This window comes from Serratia sp. CoH_134_PS_4, from assembly GCF_058190535.1.
In genome coordinates this window covers 1-26,904 of record NZ_JBXWKI010000024.1, presented here as the reverse complement: position 1 = coordinate 26,904, position 26,904 = coordinate 1, and the positions used below count along the sequence as shown (strand labels likewise).

24 protein-coding genes and 1 riboswitch are annotated in these 26,904 nt (G+C 53.6%); of the genes, 9 read left to right on the top strand and 15 right to left on the bottom strand.

Annotated features, from left to right (window positions below; all coding sequences use genetic code 11):
- The first annotated feature begins 390 nt into the window (after window positions 1-390).
- Together purH and purD are read left to right on the top strand one after the other, a co-directional pair.
- Window positions 391-1,980, top strand: a complete 1,590-nt coding sequence (gene purH / locus AC2FCQ_RS23960; protein WP_209640462.1) for a bifunctional phosphoribosylaminoimidazolecarboxamide formyltransferase/IMP cyclohydrolase — start codon at window positions 391-393, stop codon at window positions 1,978-1,980.
- 48 nt (window positions 1,981-2,028) lie between these two features.
- Window positions 2,029-3,312, top strand: a complete 1,284-nt coding sequence (gene purD / locus AC2FCQ_RS23955) for a phosphoribosylamine--glycine ligase (protein ID WP_490309132.1) — start codon at window positions 2,029-2,031, stop codon at window positions 3,310-3,312.
- Window positions 3,313-3,357: 45 nt separating this feature from the next.
- Here the strand turns inward: purD and AC2FCQ_RS23950 are convergent, their stop codons facing one another.
- The 6 genes from AC2FCQ_RS23950 to nudC form a co-directional block, all read right to left on the bottom strand.
- On the bottom strand, window positions 3,358-3,996 hold the full coding sequence (locus tag AC2FCQ_RS23950; protein WP_245210110.1) for a DUF1481 domain-containing protein: 639 nt from the start codon (window positions 3,994-3,996) through the stop codon (window positions 3,358-3,360).
- A 69-nt stretch (window positions 3,997-4,065) separates the two neighbouring features.
- A complete protein-coding gene (hupA, locus tag AC2FCQ_RS23945; protein ID WP_012004757.1) occupies window positions 4,066-4,338 on the bottom strand; it encodes a nucleoid-associated protein HU-alpha in 273 nt (90 codons plus the stop codon).
- A 188-nt stretch (window positions 4,339-4,526) separates the two neighbouring features.
- A complete protein-coding gene (locus AC2FCQ_RS23940) occupies window positions 4,527-5,117 on the bottom strand; it encodes a YjaG family protein (protein WP_209640455.1) in 591 nt (196 codons plus the stop codon).
- Between the two features lie 48 nt (window positions 5,118-5,165).
- On the bottom strand, window positions 5,166-5,852 hold the full coding sequence (gene nfi, locus AC2FCQ_RS23935; protein WP_490309131.1) for a deoxyribonuclease V: 687 nt from the start codon (window positions 5,850-5,852) through the stop codon (window positions 5,166-5,168).
- A gap of 9 nt (window positions 5,853-5,861) precedes the next feature.
- A complete protein-coding gene (gene hemE, locus AC2FCQ_RS23930) occupies window positions 5,862-6,926 on the bottom strand; it encodes a uroporphyrinogen decarboxylase (RefSeq protein ID WP_209640449.1) in 1,065 nt (354 codons plus the stop codon).
- 39 nt (window positions 6,927-6,965) lie between these two features.
- Window positions 6,966-7,733 carry an NAD(+) diphosphatase gene (gene nudC, locus AC2FCQ_RS23925; RefSeq protein WP_265557166.1) on the bottom strand — a complete coding sequence of 256 codons (768 nt, stop codon included), beginning with the start codon at window positions 7,731-7,733 and terminating at the stop codon, window positions 6,966-6,968.
- Between the two features lie 99 nt (window positions 7,734-7,832).
- Here nudC and rsd point away from each other — a divergent pair, with 99 nt between their 5' ends.
- The 7 genes from rsd (at window position 7,833) to thiH (ending at window position 14,053) form a co-directional block, all read left to right on the top strand.
- Window positions 7,833-8,336 carry a sigma D regulator gene (gene rsd, locus AC2FCQ_RS23920; protein ID WP_209640443.1) on the top strand — a complete coding sequence of 168 codons (504 nt, stop codon included), beginning with the start codon at window positions 7,833-7,835 and terminating at the stop codon, window positions 8,334-8,336.
- Window positions 8,337-8,374: 38 nt separating this feature from the next.
- Window positions 8,375-8,499: riboswitch (TPP riboswitch) on the top strand.
- 114 nt (window positions 8,500-8,613) lie between these two features.
- Window positions 8,614-10,557 (top strand): phosphomethylpyrimidine synthase ThiC, encoded by a 1,944-nt coding sequence (gene thiC, locus AC2FCQ_RS23915; protein ID WP_490309130.1) that lies wholly within the window; start codon window positions 8,614-8,616, stop codon window positions 10,555-10,557.
- Window positions 10,550-11,188 (top strand): thiamine phosphate synthase, encoded by a 639-nt coding sequence (gene thiE / locus AC2FCQ_RS23910; protein WP_490309129.1) that lies wholly within the window; start codon window positions 10,550-10,552, stop codon window positions 11,186-11,188. The genes thiC and thiE overlap by 8 nt, the downstream gene beginning before the upstream one ends.
- 4 nt (window positions 11,189-11,192) lie before the next feature.
- A complete protein-coding gene (locus AC2FCQ_RS23905) occupies window positions 11,193-11,942 on the top strand; it encodes a HesA/MoeB/ThiF family protein (protein WP_490309128.1) in 750 nt (249 codons plus the stop codon).
- Window positions 11,939-12,139: a sulfur carrier protein ThiS gene (thiS, locus tag AC2FCQ_RS23900; protein WP_209640434.1), complete on the top strand. Its 201-nt coding sequence runs from the start codon at window positions 11,939-11,941 to the stop codon at window positions 12,137-12,139. Before AC2FCQ_RS23905 ends, thiS begins: the two co-directional genes overlap by 4 nt.
- 1 nt (window position 12,140) lies before the next feature.
- A complete protein-coding gene (locus tag AC2FCQ_RS23895) occupies window positions 12,141-12,920 on the top strand; it encodes a thiazole synthase (RefSeq protein WP_209640431.1) in 780 nt (259 codons plus the stop codon).
- Window positions 12,920-14,053, top strand: a complete 1,134-nt coding sequence (thiH, locus tag AC2FCQ_RS23890) for a 2-iminoacetate synthase ThiH (RefSeq protein ID WP_490309133.1) — start codon at window positions 12,920-12,922, stop codon at window positions 14,051-14,053. The genes AC2FCQ_RS23895 and thiH overlap by 1 nt, the downstream gene beginning before the upstream one ends.
- A gap of 338 nt (window positions 14,054-14,391) precedes the next feature.
- Here thiH and rpoC read toward each other — a convergent pair whose 3' ends face one another.
- The 9 genes from rpoC to AC2FCQ_RS23845 all read right to left on the bottom strand — a co-directional run.
- On the bottom strand, window positions 14,392-18,612 hold the full coding sequence (rpoC, locus tag AC2FCQ_RS23885; RefSeq protein ID WP_209640429.1) for a DNA-directed RNA polymerase subunit beta': 4,221 nt from the start codon (window positions 18,610-18,612) through the stop codon (window positions 14,392-14,394).
- 117 nt (window positions 18,613-18,729) lie between these two features.
- Window positions 18,730-22,758 (bottom strand): DNA-directed RNA polymerase subunit beta, encoded by a 4,029-nt coding sequence (gene rpoB / locus AC2FCQ_RS23880; protein WP_037425757.1) that lies wholly within the window; start codon window positions 22,756-22,758, stop codon window positions 18,730-18,732.
- 334 nt (window positions 22,759-23,092) lie between these two features.
- Window positions 23,093-23,458, bottom strand: a complete 366-nt coding sequence (gene rplL / locus AC2FCQ_RS23875; protein WP_209640422.1) for a 50S ribosomal protein L7/L12 — start codon at window positions 23,456-23,458, stop codon at window positions 23,093-23,095.
- A gap of 62 nt (window positions 23,459-23,520) precedes the next feature.
- Entirely contained in the window at window positions 23,521-24,018 is a 498-nt protein-coding gene (rplJ, locus tag AC2FCQ_RS23870) for a 50S ribosomal protein L10 (RefSeq protein WP_037425754.1), read from the bottom strand.
- Window positions 24,019-24,347: 329 nt separating this feature from the next.
- Window positions 24,348-25,052 carry a 50S ribosomal protein L1 gene (gene rplA / locus AC2FCQ_RS23865; RefSeq protein ID WP_012004742.1) on the bottom strand — a complete coding sequence of 235 codons (705 nt, stop codon included), beginning with the start codon at window positions 25,050-25,052 and terminating at the stop codon, window positions 24,348-24,350.
- A 3-nt stretch (window positions 25,053-25,055) separates the two neighbouring features.
- The gene (gene rplK / locus AC2FCQ_RS23860) at window positions 25,056-25,484 is read right to left on the bottom strand and encodes a 50S ribosomal protein L11 (protein WP_015376316.1); all 429 of its coding nucleotides are present in this window, start codon (window positions 25,482-25,484) and stop codon (window positions 25,056-25,058) included.
- Between the two features lie 158 nt (window positions 25,485-25,642).
- A complete protein-coding gene (gene nusG / locus AC2FCQ_RS23855; RefSeq protein WP_490309127.1) occupies window positions 25,643-26,188 on the bottom strand; it encodes a transcription termination/antitermination protein NusG in 546 nt (181 codons plus the stop codon).
- A 1-nt stretch (window position 26,189) separates the two neighbouring features.
- On the bottom strand, window positions 26,190-26,573 hold the full coding sequence (gene secE / locus AC2FCQ_RS23850; RefSeq protein ID WP_020828746.1) for a preprotein translocase subunit SecE: 384 nt from the start codon (window positions 26,571-26,573) through the stop codon (window positions 26,190-26,192).
- Window positions 26,574-26,831: 258 nt separating this feature from the next.
- On the bottom strand, window positions 26,832-26,904 hold a 73-nt coding region (locus AC2FCQ_RS23845; protein WP_131818057.1), incomplete at its 5' end, for an EF-Tu C-terminal domain-related protein.

Sequence of the window (26,904 nt, the reverse complement as noted above, 5' to 3'; positions counted from 1 at the left end):
ATTTTTTCTCTTCGAACCCCGGAGACTCTGTGAAGTTGTTCACATGTTCCGTGTCGATGGAGGCGCATTATAGGGAGTTCTCAGCAGGCCGCAATAGGTATTTTCGACAAAAACGATCGTTTGCTGCATTCCACAGCAAAACCCGGCCTTATACCTTGTTGTACACAAACTTATCCACAGAACGCATTTGAACGGAAAATTTACGAGCGCCACGCAAACGTTTTCGCTACAATTCCCCGCGACGAAACGCTCCCCTTTTAATGGGGGCGTTACCTGAATCTGTGCCTGCTTGCCCCTTTATATAGAGAAAAACCTTTCTTTATAGAGAGAAGAAGGTGGAAATTCACGTAACGCTCTTTTATTGCGACTTCAAAGCCAAGGGATAAAACCATGCAACAACCTCGTCCAATCCGCCGGGCCCTGCTCAGCGTCTCTGATAAAGCCGGAATCGTTGAATTCGCCGAAGCGCTTTCCCAGCGTGGCGTTGAATTGCTCTCCACCGGTGGTACTGCCCGCCTACTGGCAGATGCCGGCCTGCCTGTTACCGAAGTTTCCGACTACACCGGCTTCCCGGAAATGATGGACGGACGAGTAAAGACTCTGCACCCCAAAGTACACGGTGGCATTCTTGGTCGCCGCGGCCAGGACGATGCCATCATGAGCCAGCATGACATCAAGCCGATCGATATGGTGGTAGTAAACCTGTATCCGTTCGCCCAGACAGTCGCTCGTCCGAACTGTTCACTGGAGGACGCTGTTGAGAACATCGACATTGGCGGGCCAACCATGGTGCGCTCCGCGGCCAAGAACCATAAAGATGTCGCCATCGTAGTAAAGAGCAGCGACTACGCCGCTATTATTACCGAGATGGATAACAACGACGGTTCGCTGCAATACGCCACCCGTTTTGATCTGGCGATTAAAGCCTTCGAACACACCGCCGCCTACGACAGTATGATTGCCAACTACTTCGGCGCACTGGTTCCGGCCTACCACGGTGATACCGAGCAGCCTTCCGGCCGTTTCCCTCGGACGCTCAACCTCAACTATATTAAGAAGCAGGATATGCGTTACGGTGAAAACAGCCACCAGCAAGCTGCCTTCTATATAGAAGAGAACGTTCAGGAAGCCTCTGTCGCTACCGCGGAACAGCTACAAGGTAAAGCGCTGTCCTACAACAACATCGCCGATACCGATGCCGCACTGGAGTGCGTGAAAGAGTTTGCCGAGCCCGCTTGCGTGATCGTCAAGCACGCCAACCCATGTGGCGTAGCAATCGGCGACGATATTCTGGCGGCCTATGAACGCGCCTATCAAACCGACCCTACCTCTGCTTTCGGCGGCATCATTGCTTTTAACCGCGAACTGGACGCCGCTACCGCGCAAGCCATTATCAGCCGTCAATTTGTAGAAGTGATTATCGCGCCAAGCATCAGTCAGGAAGCCCGCTCACTGCTGGCTGCAAAACAAAACGTCCGCGTCCTGGCCTGTGGTCAATGGCAACAACGCGTTGCCGCTCTCGACTTCAAACGTGTCAACGGTGGCCTGCTGGTGCAAGATCGCGATTTGGGCATGGTCAGTGAAAGCGATCTGCGCGTGGTATCCGAACGCCAGCCAACGGCGCAAGAACTGCAAGATGCGTTGTTCTGCTGGAAAGTCGCCAAGTTTGTGAAATCCAACGCTATCGTTTATGCCCGTGACAACATGACGATCGGCATAGGTGCCGGCCAGATGAGCCGTGTTTACTCAGCCAAGATCGCCGGGATCAAAGCCGCTGACGAAGGTCTGGAAGTCAAAGGATCCGCGATGGCATCTGACGCTTTCTTCCCGTTCCGCGATGGCATTGATGCTGCTGCAGCCGTGGGCATCCGTTGCGTGATCCAACCAGGCGGTTCGATCCGTGATGATGAAGTGATTGCCGCTGCCAACGAGCACGGTATCGCGATGATCTTTACCGACATGCGCCACTTCCGCCATTAATCCCTTTTGCCGCGTGCGCGACGGCGCACGCTTAGCGTGGAGCACCTGATGAATATTTTGATTATCGGCAACGGTGGGCGTGAACACGCACTTGCCTGGAAAGCCGCTCAGTCACCCTTAGCAGATAAAGTCTATGTTGCACCGGGTAACGCCGGTACCGCTCTGGAAAGCAATTTGGAGAACGTCGCGATCTCCGCTACCGATATCCCGACCCTGCTTGCCTTTGCCCAGAGCCACGATATCGGTCTCACCATTGTCGGGCCGGAAGCACCGCTGGTGATTGGCGTGGTTGATGCTTTCCAAGCCGCCGGTCTGAAAATCTTTGGACCGTCCCAAGCTGCAGCACAATTAGAAGGCTCCAAAGCCTTCACCAAAGATTTTCTGGCCCGCCATAATATCCCAAGCGCCGAGTACCAGAACTTTACCGAGGTTGAGCCAGCGCTAGCCTACATACGCAGCAAAGGTGCCCCTATCGTCATCAAGGCCGATGGCCTGGCTGCTGGCAAAGGCGTGATCGTTGCCATGACGCTGCAGGAAGCAGAGGACGCGGTACAGGACATGCTCGCCGGGAACGCATTTGGCGATGCGGGCCACCGCATCGTGGTCGAAGAGTTCCTCGACGGTGAAGAGGCCAGCTTTATCGTGATGGTCGACGGTGAGAACGTGGTGCCTATGGCTACCAGCCAAGATCATAAGCGCGTCGGCGACGGCGATACTGGCCCCAATACCGGTGGTATGGGGGCCTACTCCCCGGCACCTGTCGTCACTGATGAGATCCACCAGCGCGCCATGGACCAGGTTATTTGGCCAACCGTACGCGGCATGGCAGCGGAAGGCAATACCTACGTTGGCTTCCTGTATGCGGGTCTGATGATCTCTGCCGACGGTCAGCCTAAGGTAATTGAATTCAACTGCCGCTTTGGCGATCCAGAAACCCAACCGATTATGTTGCGTCTGCGTTCCGATCTGGTTGAGCTGTGTCTGGCCGGTGCGGAAGGCAAGCTGGATGAGAAAACGTCTGAATGGGACGAACGCCCTGCGCTAGGCGTAGTGCTGGCCGCCGGTGGTTACCCAGGTGATTACAACAATGGTGATGTTATTCAAGGTCTGCCGCAACAGGAAAGCGCCGACGGTAAGGTGTTCCATGCAGGTACTCGCATGCAGGACAATGACGTGGTGACCAGTGGTGGGCGTGTACTGTGCGTAACCGCACTCGGTGAAACGGTAGCGCAAGCACAACAACGTGCTTATCAGCTGGCGGAGGGTATTCAGTGGCCGGGCAGTTTCTGCCGTAAAGACATTGGCTATCGCGCGATTGCACGCGGCAAATGATCTGAACGCTGAAAATCTCTTGGGCTCCGCAATGCGGGGCCTTTTTTATAGCTGGTCTTCTTTCGGTTCCCAACGACAAAAATCATCGTTTGCCACCAGCAACAACTCACTCCCTTCCGGCGCTTCCAACCAAGCTATATTCACCGGCTGACTGCTGTTGCTGGCACGTCGCGCAATCCATGCTTCGGCACTGCCATCGAGCCCCGGTTTTAGCGTTTGTCCATCGCACGTTTGTACTACGCCCTGCTGCCAATGCCCCTGCAGCAGTTTCACCTTACCGGCGCGCAGCGCATTGCTGACTTCAAGCACTCGTCGCGCCTGATACTGATACAACGCGATTTCGTCTGTGGTCAGTGGTTCACGCCGCGTGGCCAGTTGGCGCTGCATAAAGCTCACGCTACCGTCATCGGCAAAGCGCAATTGGATAGAGTCGCGATCGCCATCAGCGTCGGTACGCTTAATCTGGCGCAGCGTGCCATTTTGATATTCGTAAAGCGTGGTGACTGTACCCGGGCCACGATAAGGGCTATAGACGCTCATCAACACCACTGGGCGATGCTGATCGTCGTCTTTACGCCACAGCCGGACAACACCCTGATCGGCAACATAACCGCTGGCACTAAAGGCAGGAAGATCGGAATGACTGCTGCAGGCGCTCAGGCCACCGGCAATGCCAATGACCATAAGCGCCTGTCGGATAAACAAAAGGGGCGCGATTGCCCCCCTGTTTAATCTTTTCACGAACACGCAGTATTACTTAACTGCGTCTTTCAGTGCTTTACCAGAAACGAACGCAGGCACGTTAGCAGCTGCGATTTTGATTTCTTTACCAGTCTGCGGGTTACGACCAGTGCGCTCGTTGCGGTGGTTTACCTTGAAAGTACCGAAACCAACCAATTGTACTGCATCACCTTCTTTCAGAGACTCAGTAATAGCAGCCAGGGTAGATTCCAGAGCCAGCTTAGCTTGTGCTTTGGAAAGGTCAGCCTTGTCCGCGATTACATCAATCAGTTGAGTCTTGTTCATAAGTTATCCTTACAGTGTGTTTATCGTTTGCAAAGCATCGAGTGCGACGGATATGCCGATGGACAGCACTCCCTGCATACACGCACCGATAGCCACTTTTTTTACGCCCCCCAAATGTAGACCAGACAGGGTGCGGATGTGAAGCCTTAAGGCATGACAAATCAGGCGTTAAATCACGTTTTCTTGCCTTATTGCGTTAAATTTATCCCGATATTACTTACCGCCGCCTCTCGCAGGTCAGAACGCAACCCTTTGATCAGCTCTATATCACGCTCTTCACAGTCAGCCAACAGGCGGAAAATTTCCCATTGGATGTCCCATTCTTCCTCTACCGCAGGCAAAACCTTGAGCTCATCGTCGGTCATTTCTTTACCGGCTTGAGTCATTTCCAGCATCGCCACAGTGCGAATTGACGTTTCACTGATGGCGATGGCGTGCTCTAGCGTCTCCCCGCTGAGTCGCGAATGGATCAGTTCCCCTAATGCAATACAGGCGTCAATCGCCGGGTAAACACCGTAAAGATCGTAATCTTCTGCCGAAGGGATCGCCTCTTCCAACTTCTCCAGTTGGTTGTCAAAGTTGACCTTGGCGTCCTTGACCACCAGCGTTTCCCACACCAAATCCAGAATGCGACGGTAAATCGCCGGATCGCCGAACTCGGTTTGCAGGCAGAACATCTGGTAATTCGGGTACATACGCTCGCACAAACTGGCCATAAAGGTCAAATGTTGCCAGCTTTCAAGTTTTTCCAGACGTAAATGAATCGGGTTACGTAGCATTATTCACTCTCTTACGCGTTATCTGCGCCGCAGTGTAACCGAAATCGGTCATTGCGGCATCTCTGGATGCTGCTGCAACCAGCGCTGGAAGGCCGGTCGGCGCGAGGCGATGGCATCGGCCCAGCGAGTGGGTTCCGGCAAACGGTAACCGGCCATACAACGTTGAACCCAGTCTAGTGCAGTGTCGGCCCCAACGCGGTGGCCAGTGGAAATAAACAGCGGGTTACAGCGTGCTTTACTACGCCACACCCAACCAAGCTGCTCACCGTTGTCCTCCAGCGGTGCCAACGCTCCGGCTGCGGCATCCAAGGGAGCAAATTTACCGCACAGGCGCTTTTTAGCGACACCGATGGTCGGCACGTTGACCAACAGGCCAAAATGGCTGGCAACACCCAAACGGCGCGGGTGCGAGATCCCATGGCCGTCGACAAAAACCAGGTCTGGCTTCTGATGCAATTGCTCCCAGGCGGCAAGCAACGCGGGATATTCACGGAACGATAAAAAACCGGGGATATAAGGCAGGGTGGTAGCCACACGGGCCACTTGGTATTCAACCAGCTTCAGTGACGGATAGCGCAGGATGGCGATAGCTGCACGAGTCACCGCCCCCTCCTGCTCAAAGCCCACGTCGGCCCCGGCGACAAAGGCCGGAGGGTCGACCAAAAAATCATCCTGGCGAATGACTTCGGAGGCGCGCAGCAGTTGCTCTGCACGCAGGGTTTGAGTATCAATCACGTCAGTTCCTTAACGATGGTATTTCCCTGATTGCGCGTGGACTGCTTCAATGAACGCACCGGCGTTTTCCGGTGGCACGTCCAAGTGAATACCGTGGCCTAAATTGAACACATGTCCTTCACCCTGGCCAAAGCCCGCCAAAATAGTTTCCACTTCCTGACCGATACGCTCAGGCGACGCATACAGCATGGAAGGATCCATATTGCCCTGCAGTGCTACTTTATCCCCTACGCGGCGGCGTGCATCAGCGATGTCTGTCGTCCAGTCAAGGCCCAAGGCATCACAACCCGTGGCCGCCATGGCTTCCAACCACTGACCACCGCCTTTGGTGAACAACGTGACAGGTACGCGCCGGCCGTCATTTTCACGCAGCAAGCCGTCGACAATTTTATGCATGTAGTGCAGCGAGAACTCACGGTAATCACGCCCCGTCAGCACCCCGCCCCAGGTATCGAATACCATCACAGACTGTGCACCGGCTTTAATTTGGGCATTGAGATACAAAATGACACTGTCCGCCAGCTTATCCAGCAGCAAATGTAACGTGGCTGGCTCGGCGTACATCATCTTTTTCAGTTTGGTAAAGGCCTTACTGCTACCGCCTTCCACCATATACGTTGCCAGCGTCCACGGGCTGCCAGAGAAGCCAATCAGCGGTACTTCACCTTTCAACTCACGACGGATAGTGCGCACTGCGTTCATGACATAACCCAACTCCACTTCCGGATCGAACGCAGGCAGTTTATCCACATCAGCACGGCAGGTAATCGGCGAGGAAAAACGTGGGCCTTCGCCGGTTTCAAAATACAAACCGAGCCCCATAGCGTCGGGAATGGTGAGGATGTCGGAGAACAGAATGGCAGCATCCAGTGGAAAACGGCGCAGTGGCTGCAGCGTAACCTCACAGGCCAGTTCCGCATTCTTGCACAGCGACATGAAATCACCGGCCTGAGCACGGGTGGCCTTGTACTCCGGCAAATAACGACCGGCCTGACGCATCATCCATACAGGGGTCACATCCACCGGCTGACGTAGCAGTGCGCGCAGGTAACGATCGTTCTTCAACTCATTCATTATGGGGCTCCCTTATTCATCTGCCGGTATTGTAGCGATTTATTGCTCACGGCATAAGGCTACGGTGTCCTCTATCAGACGGCGCGCCACGGTACCGGGCGGTGGCAACAGTGGCAACTGATCGTAGCGGTACCAGCCGGCATTCAACAGTTCTTTGGGATCGTGACGGAGCTCACCCCGGTGGTAATCGGCCATAAAGGCCATCATCAGCGAATGCGGGAACGGCCAGGGTTGCGAAGTGACATAACGCAGGTTTTTGATTTCAATATTACTTTCCTCCATGACCTCACGGGCTGCCGCCTGCTCGAGCGTTTCGCCAACCTCAACAAAGCCCGCCAGTACGGTATGAATACCACCGCGATGCCGCACGTGTTGTGCCAACAAGATCTCATCATCGCGCCGAATGGCAACAATCACGCAAGGGGCTATCTGCGGGTAGTAACGCTCCCGGCAATGGTTGCACAGGCAGGCGCTTTCGGTACGGCTGAGGTGCATCTCATGGCCGCAGTAACCGCAGTAACGATGAGAACGGTAAAAATCGGCCAGTTGCACGCCGCGCCCTGCGAGTTGAAACAACCCGCGATCGAGTTCAAGCAGTTGGCGTACCGAGCCCATTTCCTGCGGCATTGCATGCCGTACCAACCAGACCGGCAGCCCTTCCCATTCGCCAATAGCGCGTGCCATTCGCCCTTGCAGGGAGAATGATGCCGCAGAACCGCACGGCAGTTCACCGTTCGGTAACCAAAGTTTGCTTTCATGGCTGACGATCCACCAGCCATTTTCATTACCTGTTAATGCAAGTTCCATATCGTTGTTGCACAACCTCAGCTTCACTGGCACTCTACAAATCGGCCTTGTTACATTTTAATAACTTACTGTTACGTTTTATTACTTACGGAGTCAAACATGCTCAACCGTTTGGAAAGCCTGACTCAGCGCGTTGGTGGTAGTAATGAATTAGTTGATCAATGGCTTCAGGCTCGCAAGCAATTGCTGGTCGCCTATTGCACCCTCGTGGGCATCAAACCGAATAAAGAAAAGCATACGCCGCTGAATGAAAAAGCGCTGGAGAACTTTTGCCATAATCTGGTGGATTATCTCTCTGCCGGTCATTTCCATATCTATGACAGAATTATCAAACAAGTGGAAGGCGCATCCAGTCCCAAAATGTCTCTGGCAGTTAACATCTACCCCAAGCTCTGGGCCAATACAGAGCAGATCATGGCCTTCCACGATCGCTATACCGAAGTAGATATTGATCAGGATGTGTGTCTGGAATTCCATCAGGCGTTGTCAAATATCGGTGAAACGCTGGCAGCACGTTTTACCCTGGAAGATAAGTTGATCCAATTGGCAGCTGAAGCCTGGCAACAAGCCCTGACGGACGCCCCCTTGGATCAGACCCGTTAAAATTTTGTAGTGTTTTTTATTATCCCTCCTATACTGGGGGCATCTTGTCGGAGTGCCTAGCGCCTGATTTGTTCATCAAATTGGCCAGGCTGAGACCGTTAATTCGGGATCCGCGGAACCTGATCGGGTTAATACCCGCGAAGGGAACAAGAGTAATCTATCGCCATAGGCAGGTGCCCCAATTTGGGACAATCCCGTCCTGCTGGCCAGCATCATTACTCCCTCCGAGCTCCAGACAAGCAACTTTCCCAACCCAACACACTGGTAGGAACTTGCTATGTCTAACGTTAAGAAACCTCGTGCCCGTAAAGAGCAACGCGAAGAAGCCCAGCAGTTTATTGAGACTCTTCAGGGCGTTTCATTTCCCAACTCACGCCGTATTTATTTGCAGGGCTCACGTAGCGACCTGCAGGTACCGATGCGTGAAATTCAACTTAGCCCGACGCTGATTGGTGGCGACAAAGATAACCCACAGTACGAACAGAACGAGGCTATCCCGGTGTATGACACCGCCGGCCCTTACGGCGATCCGCTGTCAGAACTCAACGTGCATAGCGGCCTGACAAAGCTGCGCGCGGAATGGATCGCCGAACGTGGCGATACCGAAACCCTCAACAACGTGAGTTCAGGGTTTACCCAGCAGCGTTTGGCGGATGAGGGTCTGGATCACCTGCGTTTTGAACATCTCCCGCAGCCACGCAAGGCGCAACCCGGCAAATGCGTCACCCAGTTGCACTACGCACGTGCTGGCACCGTCACACCAGAAATGGAATTTATCGCCATCCGCGAAAATATGGGCCGTGAACGTATCCGCGGCGAAGTATTACGCCACCAGCACCCGGGGCAAAGCTGGGGCGCCAACCTGCCGGAAAACATCACACCGGAATTTGTCCGGCAAGAGGTCGCTGCAGGTCGTGCCATCATCCCTGCCAATATTAACCACCCTGAATCCGAACCGATGATCATCGGCCGCAACTTCCTGGTGAAGGTCAACGCCAATATCGGGAATTCAGCCGTAACTTCTTCGATCGAGGAAGAAGTCGAGAAACTGGTGTGGTCCACCCGCTGGGGTGCGGACACCGTGATGGATTTATCCACCGGTCGATATATCCACGAAACGCGCGAATGGATTTTACGTAATAGTCCGGTACCGATCGGCACAGTGCCTATTTACCAGGCTTTGGAGAAGGTCAACGGGGTCGCGGAAAACCTGACCTGGGAAATGTTCCGCGATACGCTGCTGGAACAAGCGGAACAAGGCGTCGACTACTTCACCATCCATGCGGGTGTACTGCTGCGCTACGTCCCCATGACCGCGAAACGCCTGACCGGTATTGTCTCCCGTGGTGGTTCGATCATGGCCAAGTGGTGCCTGTCCCATCATCAGGAAAACTTCCTGTATCAGCACTTCCGCGAAATCTGTGAAATCTGCGCCGCCTATGACGTCTCACTGTCACTCGGTGACGGGCTACGCCCAGGCTCAATTCAGGATGCCAACGACGAGGCTCAGTTCGCCGAACTGCACACCTTGGGTGAACTGACCAAAATTGCCTGGGAATATGACGTGCAGGTAATGATCGAAGGCCCAGGCCACGTGCCGATGCAGATGATCCGCCGCAACATGACCGAAGAGTTGGAGCACTGCCACGAAGCGCCGTTCTACACCCTCGGTCCGCTGACCACCGACATCGCACCAGGTTATGACCATTTCACCTCCGGTATCGGGGCCGCCATGATTGGCTGGTTCGGCTGCGCTATGCTCTGCTATGTCACGCCGAAGGAACACCTCGGCCTGCCGAACAAAGAAGACGTCAAACAGGGCCTGATCACCTATAAGATTGCTGCCCACGCGGCGGATCTGGCCAAAGGCCACCCCGGCGCACAGATCCGCGATAACGCCATGTCAAAAGCACGCTTCGAATTCCGCTGGGAAGATCAATTCAATCTCGCACTCGATCCGGCCACCGCACGTGCTTATCACGATGAAACGCTGCCGCAGGAATCCGGCAAAATTGCCCATTTCTGTTCCATGTGCGGGCCGAAATTCTGCTCGATGAAAATCTCGCAGGAAGTTCGCGACTATGCCGCAGCCCAGGAAGCCACCAAACCGGTGGAGGTGCAGATAATCGGGATGGAAAAAATGTCAGCCGAGTTCCGATCACGCGGCAGCGAGCTCTACCACAGCGCCGGTAACCTGCAGGAGGAACTGAGCAATGACTGATATCAACACACCTTTCCCCGCTACACCGCACAAGTTGGGGCTATACCCGGTCGTCGACAGCGTTGAATGGATTGCCCGCCTATTAGAAGCAGGCGTCACCACGATTCAACTGCGCATTAAGGATCTGCCGGAAGAGCAAGTCGAAGAGGATATTGCCGCAGCCATTGCCCTCGGTAAAGGGTATAACGCCCGGCTGTTCATCAATGACTACTGGCAGTTGGCGATTAAACACGGTGCCTATGGCGTACATCTCGGTCAGGAAGACCTGGATACCACCGATCTGGCGGCTATTCACCGTGCCGGATTGCGTTTGGGCGTTTCCACCCACGACGATGCCGAGCTGGCCCGCGCCATTGCGGTAAAGCCGTCTTATATTGCGCTGGGGCATATTTTCCCGACGCAAACCAAAGATATGCCTTCCGCACCCCAGGGGTTAGTCGAACTGAGACGCCATATCTCCGGGTTGAATGATTACCCGACGGTAGCGATCGGCGGGATCAGCATTGATCGCGTAGCCGCCGTACTCGATTGTGGCGTTGGCAGCGTGGCCGTCGTCAGCGCAATTACCCAGGCCGCAGACTGGCGAGCAGCCACCTCAGAATTGCTGCAACTGATCGAAGGCAAGGAGTAATGCCATGTTGAACGATCAAGAGTTCCTGCGCTACAGCCGTCAATTGCTGCTGGAGGATATCGGCCCAGAAGGCCAGGAGAAGCTAAAACGTTCGACGGTGCTGATTGTCGGATTAGGAGGCTTAGGCTCCCCCGCCTCACTCTATTTAGCCGCCGCCGGTGTGGGTACCTTGTTGTTAGCAGATGACGATCAGTTGCACATCACCAATCTGCAACGTCAAATTCTGTATCGCAGCACCGATGTTTCAAAAAGCAAAGCCTGCCTGGCGCAACGTCAGCTACAGGCATTAAACCCGATGATAGAAACCCTCGCGATGGAACAGCGTCTGCAGGGCGAAGCATTGAAGCATGCCGTAGAACGCGCTGATTTGATTTTGGATTGCAGCGATAACATGGAAACTCGCCATGCGGTGAATGCCGCCTGCATCAAGGCCGGTAAACCGCTGATCAGCGGGAGTGCCGTGGGGTTCAGCGGCCAGTTGTTGGTTATTGAGCCGCCCTATGCCCACGGCTGCTACGCCTGCTTGTATCCGGAACACACCGAACCCCAGCGCAACTGCCGCACCGCGGGTGTACTCGGTCCGGTGGTCGGCGTCATGGGTACGCTGCAAGCCCTGGAAGCGATAAAAATGTTGGCGGGAATGCCTTCCGCCATCAGCGGCAAACTGCGGCTCTTCGACGGAAAACAACAAAGCTGGAGCACACTGCAACTCAGCCATGCCAGCACCTGTGCGGCATGCGGAGGGGCAGCATGAAGATCCGGCTTAATGACCAGCCGTTAGAATTAGCGCAGCCACTGAGCGTCGACGCACTGCTCAAGCAGTTGGAACGCCACCAGCCGGGCACCGCGCTGGCTATCAACCAAACCATCATCCCGCGTGCCGACTGGGTCAACCACCTGGTGCAGGACGGTGATGACATCTTGCTGTTTCAAGCTATCGCGGGAGGCTGACATGTTGAAAATCGCCGATACCACTTTTACTTCACGCCTGTTCACCGGCACCGGAAAGTTCGCCACCCCTGCGCTGATGTTGGACGCCTTACAGGCCTCTGGTTCCCAGTTAGTGACCATGGCCATGAAGCGCGTTGACCTACGCGGCGGCAACGACGCCATTCTGGCGCCGCTGCAGCAACTGGGGGTTCGCCTGCTGCCGAATACCTCCGGCGCAAAAACGGCCGCCGAGGCGGTGTTCGCCGCCCGACTGGCACGTGAAGCCCTTGGCACACATTGGGTAAAGTTGGAAATTCACCCCGATGTGAAATACCTGCTGCCGGATCCGATTGAGACCCTGAAGGCGGCGGAAACGCTGGTGAAAGACGGCTTTGTCGTTCTGCCCTACTGCGGCGCCGATCCGGTGTTATGCAAACGTCTCGAAGAGGCCGGTTGCGCGGCAGTCATGCCACTCGGTGCGCCGATTGGTTCTAACCGGGGGCTGAGAACCCGTGATTTCCTGGAGATCATTATCGAACAAGCAAAGGTGCCGGTAGTGATCGACGCCGGTATCGGTGCGCCAAGCCATGCGTTAGAAGCCATGGAGCTGGGTGCCGATGCCGTGCTGGTCAATACCGCTATCGCCGTAGCACGCGATCCGGTACAAATGGCTCGGGCATTCCGTCTGGCGCTGGAAGCCGGTGAATTGGCACGTCTTGCCGGACTCGGCAGCAGCCAGCGCAATGCGGTAGCTTCCAGCCCATTGACTGCTTTTCTCAGTCAGACTGGGGTGGCATTGTGATGACCAATGACTTCAGTCACCGCTGGCAGCAGTTGGATTGGGACGACATCACCTTACGCATCCACAGTAAAACCGCACGCGACGTGGAACATGCGCTGAATGCGGACAGACTGACACGCGAAGATTTTATGGCGCTGATCTCCCCCGCTGCCGCAGCGTATCTGGAACCGCTGGCGCAACGCGCACAACAGTTGACCCGCCAACGCTTTGGCAACGTGGTCAGCTTCTATGTGCCACTTTACTTGTCCAACCTGTGCGCCAATGACTGTACCTACTGTGGTTTTTCGATGAGCAATCGCATCAAACGTAAAACGTTAGATGCTGCGGAAATAGAACGTGAATGTTTGGCCATCAAAGCACTGGGTTTTGAGCATTTACTGTTGGTCACCGGCGAACACCAGACCAAAGTTGGCATGGACTATTTCCGGCAACATATTCCGGCGATCCGCCGCCATTTCAGCTCGCTGATGATGGAGGTGCAGCCGTTGGAACAGGAAGAGTATGCCGAGTTGAAAGCTCTGGGGCTGGATGGCGTCTTGGTTTACCAGGAAACCTACCATCCCGCGACCTACCTGCAGCATCATCTGCGCGGCCAGAAGCAGGACTTTCATTGGCGCTTGGCCACGCCGGATCGCTTGGGCCGAGCCGGGATCGACAAGATCGGCCTGGGTGCTCTGATCGGGCTGTCCAACAGTTGGCGTACCGACTGCTATATGTTGGCTGAGCACCTGTTCTACCTGCAACAAACCTACTGGCAGAGTCGTTACTCCATTTCATTTCCACGCCTACGCCCCTGTGCCGGGGGTATCGAACCGGCATCAATCATGAGCGAACCGCAGTTGGTACAGTTGATCTGCGCCTTTCGCCTATTCGCTCCTGATGTAGAGCTGTCCTTGTCGACGCGTGAGTCACCGTTCTTCCGTGATCATATGATCCCGGTAGCAATCAACAGCGTTAGCGCAGGATCCAAGACCCAGCCCGGTGGTTATGCTGACGACGTCGCGCCTGAATTGGAACAGTTTGAACCTCATGATGGACGTACACCGCAACAGGTGGCACAAGCCATCAGCGATGCCGGTTTACAACCCGTGTGGAAAGACTGGGACGGATATTTGGGGCGAAGCCCGCAATAATCAGCAACCCTTGCAGCACCGCCTGAAAAGGGGTGGAAACGCCGCGCAGATGCCGCCAATGCGTCTGGTACAGGAAATGGGTCTCGCTATAGTGGCGATGCTGGCCGCCAAACCCGGCGCCAGCCGGAGCCCTCATATTCTCAACGGCTCCGCCTTACTCCTCCCCCGGATCACGTCGGGTACTTTCCCGCGTGACTCCGGGGCCCTCTACATGTTAACTCCAGGATTCTTCACTCAGAACAACGCACCGGCATGTTGTAAAAGCAAAAAAAAACCGCCCCCTAAGGAGCGGTTTATCTGGCAAGGGCCCGGCAAGCCGGGACCACGGTATTCAACGATTAATCGTTGTTGCCGCCCAGGCCTGCGTTCAGCAGTTCAGCCAGGTTAGCCGTTGCTTCTTCCGCGCTGACCTGCGGAACAACTGGTGCTTCACCCTGTGCTTTACGGCGCATACGGTCCTGGTGATAAGCGTAACCGGTACCGGCTGGAATCAGACGGCCCACGATAACGTTCTCTTTCAGGCCACGCAGTTCATCACGCTTACCGGCAACTGCCGCTTCGGTCAGAACGCGCGTCGTTTCCTGGAACGATGCTGCGGAGATGAAGGACTCGGTCGCCAAGGAAGCCTTGGTGATACCCAGCAGATCGCGTGAGAAGGTTGCCTCGATCTTGCCTTCAGCAGCAAGCTGACGGTTGGCAATCTTAACGCGTGACACTTCAGCCTGCTCGCCTTCCAGGAACTCGGTGCTACCCGCGCTGACGATGGTACCTTTACGCAGCATCTGACGAACGATAACTTCAATGTGTTTATCGTTAATCTTAACGCCTTGCAGACGGTAAACTTCCTGCACTTCGTTGGTGATGTAGCGGGTAACCGCATGCACACCACGTAGACGCAGAATGTCGTGCGGAGACTCTGGGCCGTCAGAAACAACGTCGCCACGCTCCACAACTTCGCCTTCAAACACGTTGAGCTGACGCCATTTTGGAATCATCTCTTCGTAAGCGTCGCTGCCGTCCAGCGGGGAGATTACCAGGCGACGTTTGCCTTTGGTCTCTTTACCGAACGAGATAATCCCGCTGATTTCAGCCAAGATTGCCGGTTCTTTCGGACGACGTGCTTCGAACAGATCCGCAACGCGTGGCAGACCACCGGTAATATCCTTGGTACCGCCGGATTCCTGAGGAATACGCGCCAAGGTATCACCCGCACCGATCTGAATGCCGTCTTCCAGCTGCACAATCGCTTTACCTGGCAGGAAGTATTGAGCAGGCATATCAGTACCTGGAATCAATACGTCGTCGCCTTTGGCATCAACGATTTTCAGTGCCGGACGCAGGTCTTTACCGCTACCGGTACGCTCTGCGCTGTCCAATACAACCAGAGAAGACAAACCGGTCAGTTCGTCGGTCTGGCGTGTAATGGTCTGGCCGTCAACCATATCAGCGAAGCGGATGAAACCACTCACTTCGGTGATAACTGGCATGGTGTGCGGATCCCAGTTAGCAACGGTTTCGCCGCCGTTAACTTCTGCACCGTCACCTTTGCCCATGACAGAACCGTAAGGCACTTTGTAGCTTTCTTTAGTACGGCCGAATTCGTCGATCAGCTTCAGTTCGGTGTTACGAGAGGTAATCACCAGCTTGCCTGCGGCGTTCATAACGAACTTCACATTGCTCAGCTTCAGCGTACCCTTGTTTTTCACCTGGATGCTGGATTCAGCAGCCGCACGAGATGCCGCACCACCGATGTGGAACGTACGCATCGTCAGCTGTGTACCCGGCTCACCGATTGACTGTGCCGCGATAACGCCGATAGCTTCGCCTTTGTTGATGATGTGACCACGTGCCAGGTCGCGACCGTAGCAGTTTGCACACACACCAAAGTCGGTTTCACAGCTAACTACGGAACGGACTTTAACGCTGTCGACAGAGTTCTCTTCCAACAGGTCACACGTCTTCTCGTTCAGCAGGGTGTTGCGTGGTACGAGGATGTCAGCCGTACCCGGCTTGATGACATCCTCTGCAGTCACACGACCCAGAACGCGTTCGCGCAGTGGCTCTTTAACGTCACCACCTTCGATAACCGGAGTCATCATGATGCCGTTGTGAGTCCCACAGTCGTCTTCGGTTACAACCAGATCCTGCGCCACGTCAACCAGACGACGGGTCAGATAACCGGAGTTAGCCGTTTTCAATGCGGTATCCGCCAGACCTTTACGAGCACCGTGCGTGGAGATGAAGTACTGGAGTACGTTCAGACCTTCACGGAAGTTCGCAGTGATTGGCGTTTCAATGATGGAACCATCTGGCTTAGCCATCAGGCCACGCATACCGGCCAGCTGACGAATCTGTGCTGCAGAACCACGCGCACCGGAGTCGGCCATCATAAAGATGCTGTTGAAGGAAACTTGTTGTTCCACTTCGCCGTCACGGTTAACCACGTCTTCTACCGACAGGTTTTCCATCATCGCTTTAGCAACACGTTCGTTTGCCGCAGCCCAGATATCGATCACTTTGTTGTAGCGTTCGCCGGCAGTTACCAAACCAGACTGGAACTGCTCCTGGATTTCAGCAACTTCGGTTTCTGCTTCTTCGATGATCTCCGCTTTCTTAGCCGGGATAACCATGTCATCGATACCTACGGAAGCACCTGAACGGGCTGCGTAAGCAAAACCGGTGTACATGATCTGGTCAGCAAAGATAACGGTCGGCTTTAGGCCCAGGATGCGGTAACAGGTGTTCAGCATCTTGGAGATAGCTTTCTTGCCCAAAGGCTGGTTAACGATCGAATACGGCAGACCGCGCGGTACGATCATCCACAGGATGGCGCGACCTACGGTAGTGTCGATGATCGAAGTCTGGTGTACAGTCTCGCCTTCGGTGTTTTTGATCTCTTCGGTGATACGCACTTTGACACGCGCATGCAGAGAAGCCAGACCGGCGCGATAAATACGCTCCGCTTCTTTCGGGCCGCTCAACACCATGCCTTCGCCTTTGGCGTTAACACAGTCACGGGTCATGTAGTACAGACCCAATACAACGTCCTGAGAAGGAACGATGATTGGCTCGCCGTTCGCAGGTGACAGGATGTTGTTGGTAGACATCATCAACGCACGCGCTTCCAGCTGAGCTTCCAGCGTCAAGGGTACGTGAACAGCCATTTGGTCACCATCGAAGTCGGCGTTATATGCCGCACAAACCAGCGGGTGCAGCTGGATTGCCTTGCCTTCGATCAGAACCGGTTCAAACGCCTGGATACCCAAACGGTGCAGAGTTGGTGCACGGTTCAGCAGTACCGGGTGTTCGCGGATAACTTCGTCCAGGATGTCCCAAACGACAGCTTCTTCGCGCTCAACCATTTTCTTGGCGGCTTTGATGGTGGTGGCCAGGCCACGCAGCTCCAACTTGCCGTAGATGAACGGTTTGAACAGCTCAAGTGCCATTTTCTTAGGCAGACCGCACTGATGCAGACGCAGGTATGGACCTACGGTGATAACAGAACGACCAGAGTAGTCAACACGTTTACCCAACAGGTTCTGACGGAAACGACCCTGCTTACCTTTGATCATATCGGCCAAAGATTTCAGAGGACGCTTGTTAGAACCGGTGATAGCACGACCGCGACGGCCGTTATCCAGCAGGGCATCTACCGCTTCTTGCAGCATACGCTTTTCGTTGCGCACGATGATATCAGGCGCAGCCAGATCCAGCAGGCGTTTCAGACGGTTGTTACGGTTGATCACGCGGCGATACAGATCGTTCAGATCTGAAGTCGCGAAACGGCCACCATCCAACGGAACCAGCGGACGCAGATCCGGCGGCAGTACCGGCAGCACGGTCAGGATCATCCACTCTGGCTTGTTGCCAGACTGTACGAACGCTTCCAGCAGCTTGATACGCTTGGTCAGCTTCTTACGCTTGGTTTCGGAGTTGGTTTCGTTCAGCTCTTCACGCAGCTGCTCGCACTCAGCTTCCAGATCCATGTTTTTCAACAGGGCCTGAATAGCTTCCGCACCCATCTTGGCGTCGAATTCGTCACCAAACTCTTCCAACGCGTCCAGATACTGCTCTTCAGTCAGGATCTGACGACGCTCGAGGTTGGTCATACCGCCTTCAACAACCACATAGGATTCGAAGTACAGTACACGTTCGATGTCACGCAGCGGCATATCCAGCAGCAAACCGATGCGAGATGGCAGCGATTTCAGGAACCAGATGTGCGCAGTCGGTGAAGCCAGTTCGATGTGGCCCATGCGCTCACGACGCACTTTGGTCTGGGTCACTTCAACGCCGCACTTCTCACAAATCACGCCGCGGTGTTTTAAGCGCTTGTACTTACCGCACAGGCACTCGTAGTCTTTTACCGGCCCAAAGATACGGGCACAGAAAAGGCCGTCACGTTCTGGTTTGAACGTACGGTAGTTAATGGTTTCCGGCTTCTTAACTTCACCGAACGACCACGAACGGATCATGTCTGGCGATGCCAGAGCAATCTTGATCGCATCAAACTCTTCGGTCTTAGTTTGCGCTTTCAGAAACTTCAATAAGTCTTTCACGGATTGGCTCCTGTCGGAGTTAAACCTGTTGGGTACCCACAACTGCAGTAGGTACCCGTGTGACCTGAACAACCACCCTCAGGCTCCCTAAGGCCGGGAGCCTGAGCCGGAACACGATTACTCGTCTTCCAGTTCGATGTTGATACCGAGCGAGCGGATTTCTTTCAACAGTACGTTGAAGGACTCCGGCATGCCAGGTTCCATGCGGTGATCGCCATCCACGATGTTTTTGTACATCTTGGTACGGCCGTTAACGTCATCCGACTTAACGGTAAGCATTTCCTGCAGGGTATAAGCTGCGCCGTATGCTTCCAGTGCCCACACTTCCATCTCACCGAAGCGTTGACCACCGAACTGCGCCTTACCACCCAGCGGTTGCTGAGTAACCAAGCTGTAAGAACCGGTTGAACGGGCGTGCATTTTATCGTCAACCAAGTGGTTCAGTTTCAGCATGTACATATAGCCAACAGTAACCTGGCGCTCGAATTGCTCACCGGTACGGCCATCGAACAGCGTAATCTGACCCGAGGTTGGGATCCCGCCCATTTCCAGCAGTTGCTTGATTTCAGTCTCTTTCGCACCATCAAACACCGGCGTTGCGATTGGCATACCTTTTTTCAGGTTCTCTGCCAGACGCAGTACTTCGTCGTCGGTGAAGGTGTTCAGGTCAACTTTCTGGCAGACATCGTCACCCAGATCGTAAGCCTTTTGAATGAACTCACGCAGCTTAGCCACTTCCTGATGCTGCTTCAGCATTTGGTTGATCTTCTCACCAATACCTTTAGCAGCCATACCCAGGTGGGTTTCCAGGATCTGACCGATGTTCATACGTGATGGTACGCCCAGCGGGTTCAGTACGATGTCAACCGGCGTGCCGTTTTCATCGTAAGGCATATCCTCGATCGGGTTGATCTTGGAGATAACACCCTTGTTACCGTGGCGGCCTGCCATCTTGTCACCCGGTTGGATCTGACGTTTAACGGCCAGATAAACCTTAACGATTTTCAGCACGCCTGGTGCCAGATCATCGCCCTGGGTGATCTTACGACGCTTGGCGTCCAGCTTCTTCTCGAAGTCGGATTTCAGCTCGTCGTACTGCTCTGCCAACTGTTCCAGCTGGTTTTGCTTCTCTTCGTCGGTCAGGCCCAGTTCCAGCCAGCGATCGCGTGGCAGCTTGCTCAGCTTTTCAGCTTCAACGCCACCGGCAACCAGCACTGCATGGATACGCGTAAACAGACCAGCTTCCAGGATTTGCAGTTCTTCAGTCAGGTCTTTTTTCGCCTGCTTCAACTGCATCTCTTCGATTTCCAACGCACGCTTGTCTTTTTCCACACCATCGCGGGTGAAGACCTGCACGTCGATAATCGTACCGGAGACGCCGTTTGGTACACGCAGAGAGGAATCTTTAACGTCAGATGCCTTCTCACCGAAGATCGCACGCAGCAGCTTCTCTTCTGGCGTCAGCTGGGTTTCACCTTTTGGCGTTACCTTACCAACCAGAATGTCACCACCGGTCACTTCAGCACCGATATACACGATACCGGATTCATCCAGTTTGGAGAGCGCAGCTTCACCCACGTTAGGGATGTCAGCAGTGATCTCTTCAGGCCCCAACTTGGTGTCGCGAGACACACACGCCAGTTCCTGAATGTGGATGGTAGTGAAGCGATCTTCCTGAACCACACGCTCGGACACCAAGATGGAGTCTTCGAAGTTGTAGCCGTTCCACGGCATGAACGCCACGCGCATGTTCTGGCCCAGTGCCAGTTCACCCAGATCGGTGGACGGGCCATCTGCCAGCACGTCGCCGCGCTCGATTGGCTCACCCAGGTTCACACACGGCATCTGGTTGATGCAGGTGTTCTGGTTAGAACGGGTGTACTTGGTCAGGTTATAAATATCGATACCTGCTTCGCCCGCGTGCATCTCGTCTTCGTTAACTTTGATAACGATACGGGAAGCATCCACGTACTGGATCACACCGCCACGTCGAGCTACGGCGGTAACACCGGAGTCAACAGCTACAGCACGTTCCATACCGGTACCTACCAGCGGCTTATCAGCGCGCAAGGTTGGAACCGCCTGACGTTGCATGTTCGCACCCATCAATGCACGGTTGGCGTCATCGTGTTCCAGGAATGGAATCAGTGAAGCACCAACGGAAACAACCTGCTGGGTTGATACGTCCATATAGTCAACCTGGTCGCGGCTGAACAGGCTTGATTCGCCTTTGCTACGACAGGTGACCAAGTCTTCTACAAAGCGGCCGTCATCATCCAGGTTGGAGTTCGCCTGAGCGATAACGAAGTTGCCTTCTTCAATAGCAGACAGATAGTTGATTTCATCGGTAACCAAACCGTCACGCACACGGCGGTACGGGGTTTCCAGGAAGCCATACTCGTTCGTCTGTGCGTACACGGACAAGGAGTTGATCAGACCGATGTTTGGACCTTCCGGCGTTTCGATTGGACACACGCGACCGTAGTGAGTCGGGTGTACGTCTCGAACTTCAAAGCCGGCACGTTCACGGGTCAGACCGCCTGGGCCCAATGCAGAGATACGACGTTTGTGCGTAATCTCAGACAACGGGTTGTTCTGGTCCATAAACTGAGACAGCTGGCTGGAGCCGAAGAACTCTTTCACCGCCGCCGAAATTGGCTTGGCGTTGATCATGTCCTGTGGCATCAGGGTATCCAGATCGCCCAGGGACAGACGTTCTTTAACCGCACGCTCAACACGTACCAGACCTACACGGAACTGGTTCTCAGCCATTTCGCCGACGGAACGGATACGACGGTTGCCCAAGTGGTCGATATCGTCCACTTCGCCTTTACCGTTACGGATATCGATGAGCTTCTTCATCACTTCAATGATGTCGTCTTTGCTCAGGATGCCCGAACCTTCGATCTCGTCACGCAGCAGAGAACGGTTGAACTTCATACGACCAACCGCAGACAGATCATAGCGGTCTTCAGAGAAGAACAGGTTCTCGAACAGGCTTTCAGCAGCTTCGCGCGTTGGCGGCTCACCAGGGCGCATCATGCGGTAGATTTCTACCAGCGCGCTCAGACGATCACTTGTTGGATCGACACGTACGGTCTCAGAGATGTACGCACCGTGGTCCAGATCGTTGGTGAACAGCGTTTCAATACGCTTGTGGCCTGACTGGCTCAGTTTGGCCAGCAGATCCAGAGACAGCTCCATGTTGGCTGCACAGATCAGCTCACCAGTATTGGTATCGATATAGTCCTTCGCGACCACTTTGCCCGCGATGTACTCAACCGGTACTTCAATACTCTGAATTTCGTCTTTTTCGAGCTGACGGATATGACGAGCGGTGATACGACGGCCTTTCTCAATGTAGATCTTGCCGTTGGCTTCGATATCAAACGAAGCAGTTTCACCACGCAGACGTTCTGGAACCAGCTCCATCTGCAGCTTGTTATCACGGATCTCGAATACGACTTTCGCAAAGAACAGGTCAAGGATCTGTTCAGTGGTGTAGTTCAGTGCACGCAGAATGATAGTCGCAGGCAATTTACGGCGACGGTCAATACGTACAAACAGGTTGTCTTTCGGGTCAAACTCGAAATCCAACCATGAACCGCGGTAAGGGATGATACGTGCGTTATACAGCACTTTACCCGAAGAGTGGGTTTTACCCTTATCGCTGTCAAAGAATACGCCAGGACTACGGTGAAGCTGAGATACGATAACCCTCTCAGTACCGTTGATCACAAAGGTGCCGTTTTCGGTCATGAGCGGAATTTCGCCCATATAGACTTCTTGTTCCTTGATGTCTTTGACCGTACCTTCCGGAGCTTCACGCTCATAGATGACCAGGCGCAGTTTGACGCGCAGCGGTGCAGAGAACGTCACACCACGGATCTGGCACTCTTTGACGTCGAAGACCGGCTCACCAAGACGGTAGCTAACGTATTGCAGCTCCGAATTGCCACTGTAGCTCTGGATAGGGAAAACAGAACGGAATGCAGCTTCTAAGCCGTATTGCCCTTCTGGATCTTGCTCGATAAACTTCTGGAACGAGTCAAGCTGGATAGAAAGGAGATATGGTATGTCCAAAACTTGTGGACGCTTACCAAAATCCTTACGAATACGTTTTTTCTCGGTATAGGAGTAAACCATAGGGTTCCTCAGCTCGCTGGAAAGTCGAACCTATCTGTCCGTCCGGATATAGGACGGTTCACGCAACACCATTTTGTCGACCGGAAAGCGGGAACACTTTCCGCAATACTCGTTTCTATCACGCTTAAATCATTTCGTTGCGCTGTACGGCAGATTTTGCTGCGGCAGGGAGAGCAATATATTAAGTCGTCGATAGAAAGAAATATTGGGGTTAGCCAGTAGCCAAACAGTGTGAAACTCTACTGACGCCCTACAGCGCAAAAAGGCTGGTGACCAAAAAGTCACCAGCCATCAGTCTGTTAGTTAAAACAGACTGCACTCAGAAAGCAGTGGCTTATTTAACTTCAACTTCAGCGCCAGCTTCTTCCAGAGCTTTTTTCAGTGCTTCAGCGTCGTCTTTGCTGATGCCTTCTTTCAGTGATGCTGGTGCAGACTCAACCAGGTCTTTAGCTTCTTTCAGACCCAGGCCAGTTGCGCCACGTACTGCTTTGATTACTGCAACTTTGTTCGCGCCGATACCTTTCAGTACAACGTCGAATTCAGTTTTTTCTTCAACAGCTTCAGCAGCAGCAGCAGGACCTGCAGCTACAGCAGCAGCAGAAACACCGAACTTCTCTTCCATAGCGGCGATCAGTTCAACGATTTCCATTACAGACAGAGCTGCAACGCCTTCGATAATTTGGTCTTTAGTGATAGACATAACAATTGTTCCTAAAATTCAGAAATAGTTTAAATACGTAAGCAACGGATAAGAAAAAGGGCTTATGCCGCTTCTTTCTGATCGCGCAGTGCAGCCAGAGTGCGAACCAATTTGCCAGCAGCGGCTTCTTTCATGGTTGCCATCAGGCGTGCGATTGCTTCATCGTAAGTAGGCAGAGTTGCCAAGCGGTCAATTTGTGCCGCAGGGATCAGCTCACCTTCAAAGGCCGCAGCTTTAATCTCGAACTTTGCATTCGCTTTCGCGAAATCTTTGAACAGACGAGCAGCAGCGCCCGGGTGTTCATGAGAAAATGCAATCAAGGTAGGACCGACGAACGTGTCTTTCAGGCATTCGAATGGAGTGCCTTCAACTACGCGACGCATCAGGGTGTTACGAACAACACGCATGTAAACGCCAGCTTCACGACCTGCTTTACGCAGTTCAGTCATTTTATCAACGGTAACGCCACGAGAATCCGCAACAACCGCAGACAGCGCGCCTTTGGCTACTTCGGTGACTTCAGCAACAATCGCTTGTTTGTCTTGAAGATTTAATGCCATTAGCTTTTTGCTCCTGGATTTAGCCGGGGGAAATCCCCGGCACTCACATCACTCAGCACCTTGTGATAAATCACGCAGTGAGAGCGTTCAAACACGGTGAGCAGAATCCAGCAAAGACAATTTAAAATTTTCTTTAGGCTCTGTCACCGTCTACGCAGGAAAGATTAAGTACCTTTCGATACACCTGCGGTCTTGGACGGAGGCCTGGATAGGCCAGGCTCCAACCGAAAAATCTTTTGTTTCACTATGGGCAAGCCAATAGCAAAACCTTGGGGCATAAGATTCTAGACAAATCTTACCCCCAAGTCAAAGCGATAATCGCAGGGCGATTAGTTCGCTACAGCAGTCAGGCCGCTTTGATCGATAGCAACGCCAGCACCCATGGTGGTGGAGAGGCTAACTTTCTTGATGTACACGCCTTTCGCCTGAGATGGTTTTGCTTTTTTCAGCGCAACCAGCAGGGCTTCCAGGTTTTCTTTCAGCTTGTCTGACTCGAAATCAACCTTACCGATAGTGGTATGGATGATGCCGTTTTTGTCGTTACGGTAACGAACCTGACCTGCTTTAGCGTTTTTCACAGCTTCAGCAACGTTCGGAGTAACGGTACCCACTTTCGGGTTTGGCATCAGGCCACGTGGACCCAGGATCTGGCCCAGTTGACCAACAACGCGCATTGCATCTGGAGAAGCAATAACAACGTCGAAGTTCATTTCGCCTTTTTTGATCTGGTCTGCCAGATCTTCCATACCTACCAGCTCTGCGCCAGCAGCTTTAGCTGCTTCAGCGTTAGGGCCTTGGGCAAATACAGCAACGCGAACGGAACGACCGGTGCCGTTTGGCAGAACGGTAGCGCCACGAACGTTTTGGTCAGATTTACGAGCGTCGATGCCGAGGTTAACAGCAACGTCAACGCTTTCTACGAATTTAGCGGTGGCCAGCTCTTTCAGCAGAGCAACAGCTTCGGTGATGTCATACTGTTTAGTAGCATCAACTTTGTCACGGATCACGCGCATGCGCTTGGTCAGCTTAGCCATTTCTTAATCCTCCACTACCAGGCCCATGGAACGAGCAGTACCTTCGATGGAGCGAGTCATCGCTTCAACGTCAGAACCAGTCATGTCCGCAGCTTTGGTTTCTGCGATTTCACGTACCTGAGCACGAGTCACTTTACCTACTTTGTCTTTGTTCGGCTTGCCTGAACCAGACTTGATACCAGCCGCTTTTTTCAGCAGAACTGCTGCTGGCGGGGTTTTGGTAACGAAAGTGAAGGAGCGATCAGAATAAACAGTAATAACAACCGGAATCGGCAGACCTTTCTCAACGCTGTCAGTCTTAGCATTGAACGCCTTACAGAATTCCATGATGTTAACGCCTTGCTGACCCAGAGCTGGACCAACTGGCGGACTTGGGTTAGCCATACCGGCTGCAACTTGCAGCTTAACGTAGGCTTGTACTTTCTTGGCCATTTACAATTCCTCGGTTTGGGTAATATCGCCTCAATAGAGGCTCCCCGTGTTTAACCTCGCTCAATGAGCAAGGTCTATAAAAACAAAAGGCGCGAAATTATAGTTCAATTTCGCGCCTATGGCAAGCGGCAAAAAACCACTTATTGCTGATTAATTGATCAGCCTTTTTCAACCTGAGCAAAGTCCAGTTCCACCGGCGTTGCACGCCCAAAGATGGAAACAGAAACTTTCAAACGGCTCTTCTCGTAATCCACTTCTTCAACAACCCCGTTGAAGTCAGCGAACGGACCATCGTTAACACGGACCAATTCACCCGGCTCGAACAGCGTTTTAGGACGCGGCTTATCACCAACCTGCTGCAGGCGGTTCATAATCGCATCAACTTCTTTATCGCTGATCGGTGCCGGACGGTCAGAGGTACCGCCGATGAAACCCATAACGCGTGGAACGCTACGCACCAAGTGCCAGCTGGCGTCATTCATCACCATCTGGACCAGTACATAGCCCGGGAAGAACTTACGTTCACTTTTACGACGCTGGCCATCACGGATTTCAACGACTTCTTCCGTAGGCACCATGACTTCGCCGAACAGCTCTTCCATATCGTGCAGTTTGATGTGTTCACGCAGCGATTGCGCTACGCGACCTTCAAAACCGGAAAACGCCTGAACGACGTACCAACGTTTTTTTGGAGCTTCAGACATTTTAGAACCTCAGGCCAGTAATAAACGATACCAGACGGACCAGAATACCATCCAGGCCCCACAGAATCAGTGACATCACGGCAGTTACCGCGGCAACGATCAACGTGGTATGTAGCGTTTCCTGACGAGTTGGCCAGATCACCTTGCGCACTTCTGTACGCGCTTCGCGCGCAAACGCGACGGTGGCCTTGCCTTTGGTGGTCATCAGCGCTACAGCGCCAGCAACAGCGATAACCACTACAACAGCCAGCGCACGTAATGGCAGGCTGAAATCACGGTAGTAATAGTTACCGACAATCGCTACAACCAACAGAACGGCGACGATCAGCCACTTAGCCGTTTCCAGGCCGCGCCCGCTCCCTTGAGCCTCGGTATTCGCACTCATAAACCAACCTGTCACAATGAATTCAGAACAGACAACTTTGCCTCGCACAGCAAGACAAACCAAACCGATCAAATGCCGCTCGGCAGCATTTCGGTGTTTTACGCTATGACGTATCTCAGTCAATACGGCTTTAAGAGCCCATCTCACCAATGATTATGACTGCAAAATCGCTGATGAGATAGGTTCTAGTTCACAGCGTAGAAAAAGGGCATCAAATGATGCCCTTTTACCGCGTGTCGCGTCAAACGTTATCAGCGATTAAGCGATAACTTTAGCAACAACACCAGCGCCTACAGTACGGCCGCCTTCACGGATTGCGAAACGCAGACCG

Bases quoted from the DNA above. Each gene is read 5' to 3' on its own strand.
- hemE (WP_209640449.1), bottom strand. From the start codon at position 6,926: ATGAATGAGTTGAAGAACGATCGTTACCTGCGCGCACTGCTACGTCAG.
- AC2FCQ_RS23905 (WP_490309128.1), top strand. From the start codon at position 11,193: ATGTTGAACGATCAAGAGTTCCTGCGCTACAGCCGTCAATTGCTGCTG.
- nusG (WP_490309127.1), bottom strand. From the start codon at position 26,188: ATGTCTGAAGCTCCAAAAAAACGTTGGTACGTCGTTCAGGCGTTTTCC.
- rsd (WP_209640443.1), top strand. From the start codon at position 7,833: ATGCTCAACCGTTTGGAAAGCCTGACTCAGCGCGTTGGTGGTAGTAAT.
- rpoB (WP_037425757.1), bottom strand. From the start codon at position 22,758: ATGGTTTACTCCTATACCGAGAAAAAACGTATTCGTAAGGATTTTGGT.
- rplL (WP_209640422.1), bottom strand. From the start codon at position 23,458: ATGTCTATCACTAAAGACCAAATTATCGAAGGCGTTGCAGCTCTGTCT.
- AC2FCQ_RS23940 (WP_209640455.1), bottom strand. From the start codon at position 5,117: ATGCTACGTAACCCGATTCATTTACGTCTGGAAAAACTTGAAAGCTGG.
- secE (WP_020828746.1), bottom strand. From the start codon at position 26,573: ATGAGTGCGAATACCGAGGCTCAAGGGAGCGGGCGCGGCCTGGAAACG.
- rplA (WP_012004742.1), bottom strand. From the start codon at position 25,052: ATGGCTAAGCTGACCAAGCGCATGCGCGTGATCCGTGACAAAGTTGAT.
- thiS (WP_209640434.1), top strand. From the start codon at position 11,939: ATGAAGATCCGGCTTAATGACCAGCCGTTAGAATTAGCGCAGCCACTG.
- purD (WP_490309132.1), top strand. From the start codon at position 2,029: ATGAATATTTTGATTATCGGCAACGGTGGGCGTGAACACGCACTTGCC.
- AC2FCQ_RS23950 (WP_245210110.1), bottom strand. From the start codon at position 3,996: ATGGTCATTGGCATTGCCGGTGGCCTGAGCGCCTGCAGCAGTCATTCC.
- thiE (WP_490309129.1), top strand. From the start codon at position 10,550: ATGACTGATATCAACACACCTTTCCCCGCTACACCGCACAAGTTGGGG.
- rplJ (WP_037425754.1), bottom strand. From the start codon at position 24,018: ATGGCATTAAATCTTCAAGACAAACAAGCGATTGTTGCTGAAGTCACC.
- rplK (WP_015376316.1), bottom strand. From the start codon at position 25,484: ATGGCCAAGAAAGTACAAGCCTACGTTAAGCTGCAAGTTGCAGCCGGT.
- nudC (WP_265557166.1), bottom strand. From the start codon at position 7,733: ATGGAACTTGCATTAACAGGTAATGAAAATGGCTGGTGGATCGTCAGC.
- purH (WP_209640462.1), top strand. From the start codon at position 391: ATGCAACAACCTCGTCCAATCCGCCGGGCCCTGCTCAGCGTCTCTGAT.
- AC2FCQ_RS23895 (WP_209640431.1), top strand. From the start codon at position 12,141: ATGTTGAAAATCGCCGATACCACTTTTACTTCACGCCTGTTCACCGGC.
- thiH (WP_490309133.1), top strand. From the start codon at position 12,920: ATGACCAATGACTTCAGTCACCGCTGGCAGCAGTTGGATTGGGACGAC.
- hupA (WP_012004757.1), bottom strand. From the start codon at position 4,338: ATGAACAAGACTCAACTGATTGATGTAATCGCGGACAAGGCTGACCTT.
- thiC (WP_490309130.1), top strand. From the start codon at position 8,614: ATGTCTAACGTTAAGAAACCTCGTGCCCGTAAAGAGCAACGCGAAGAA.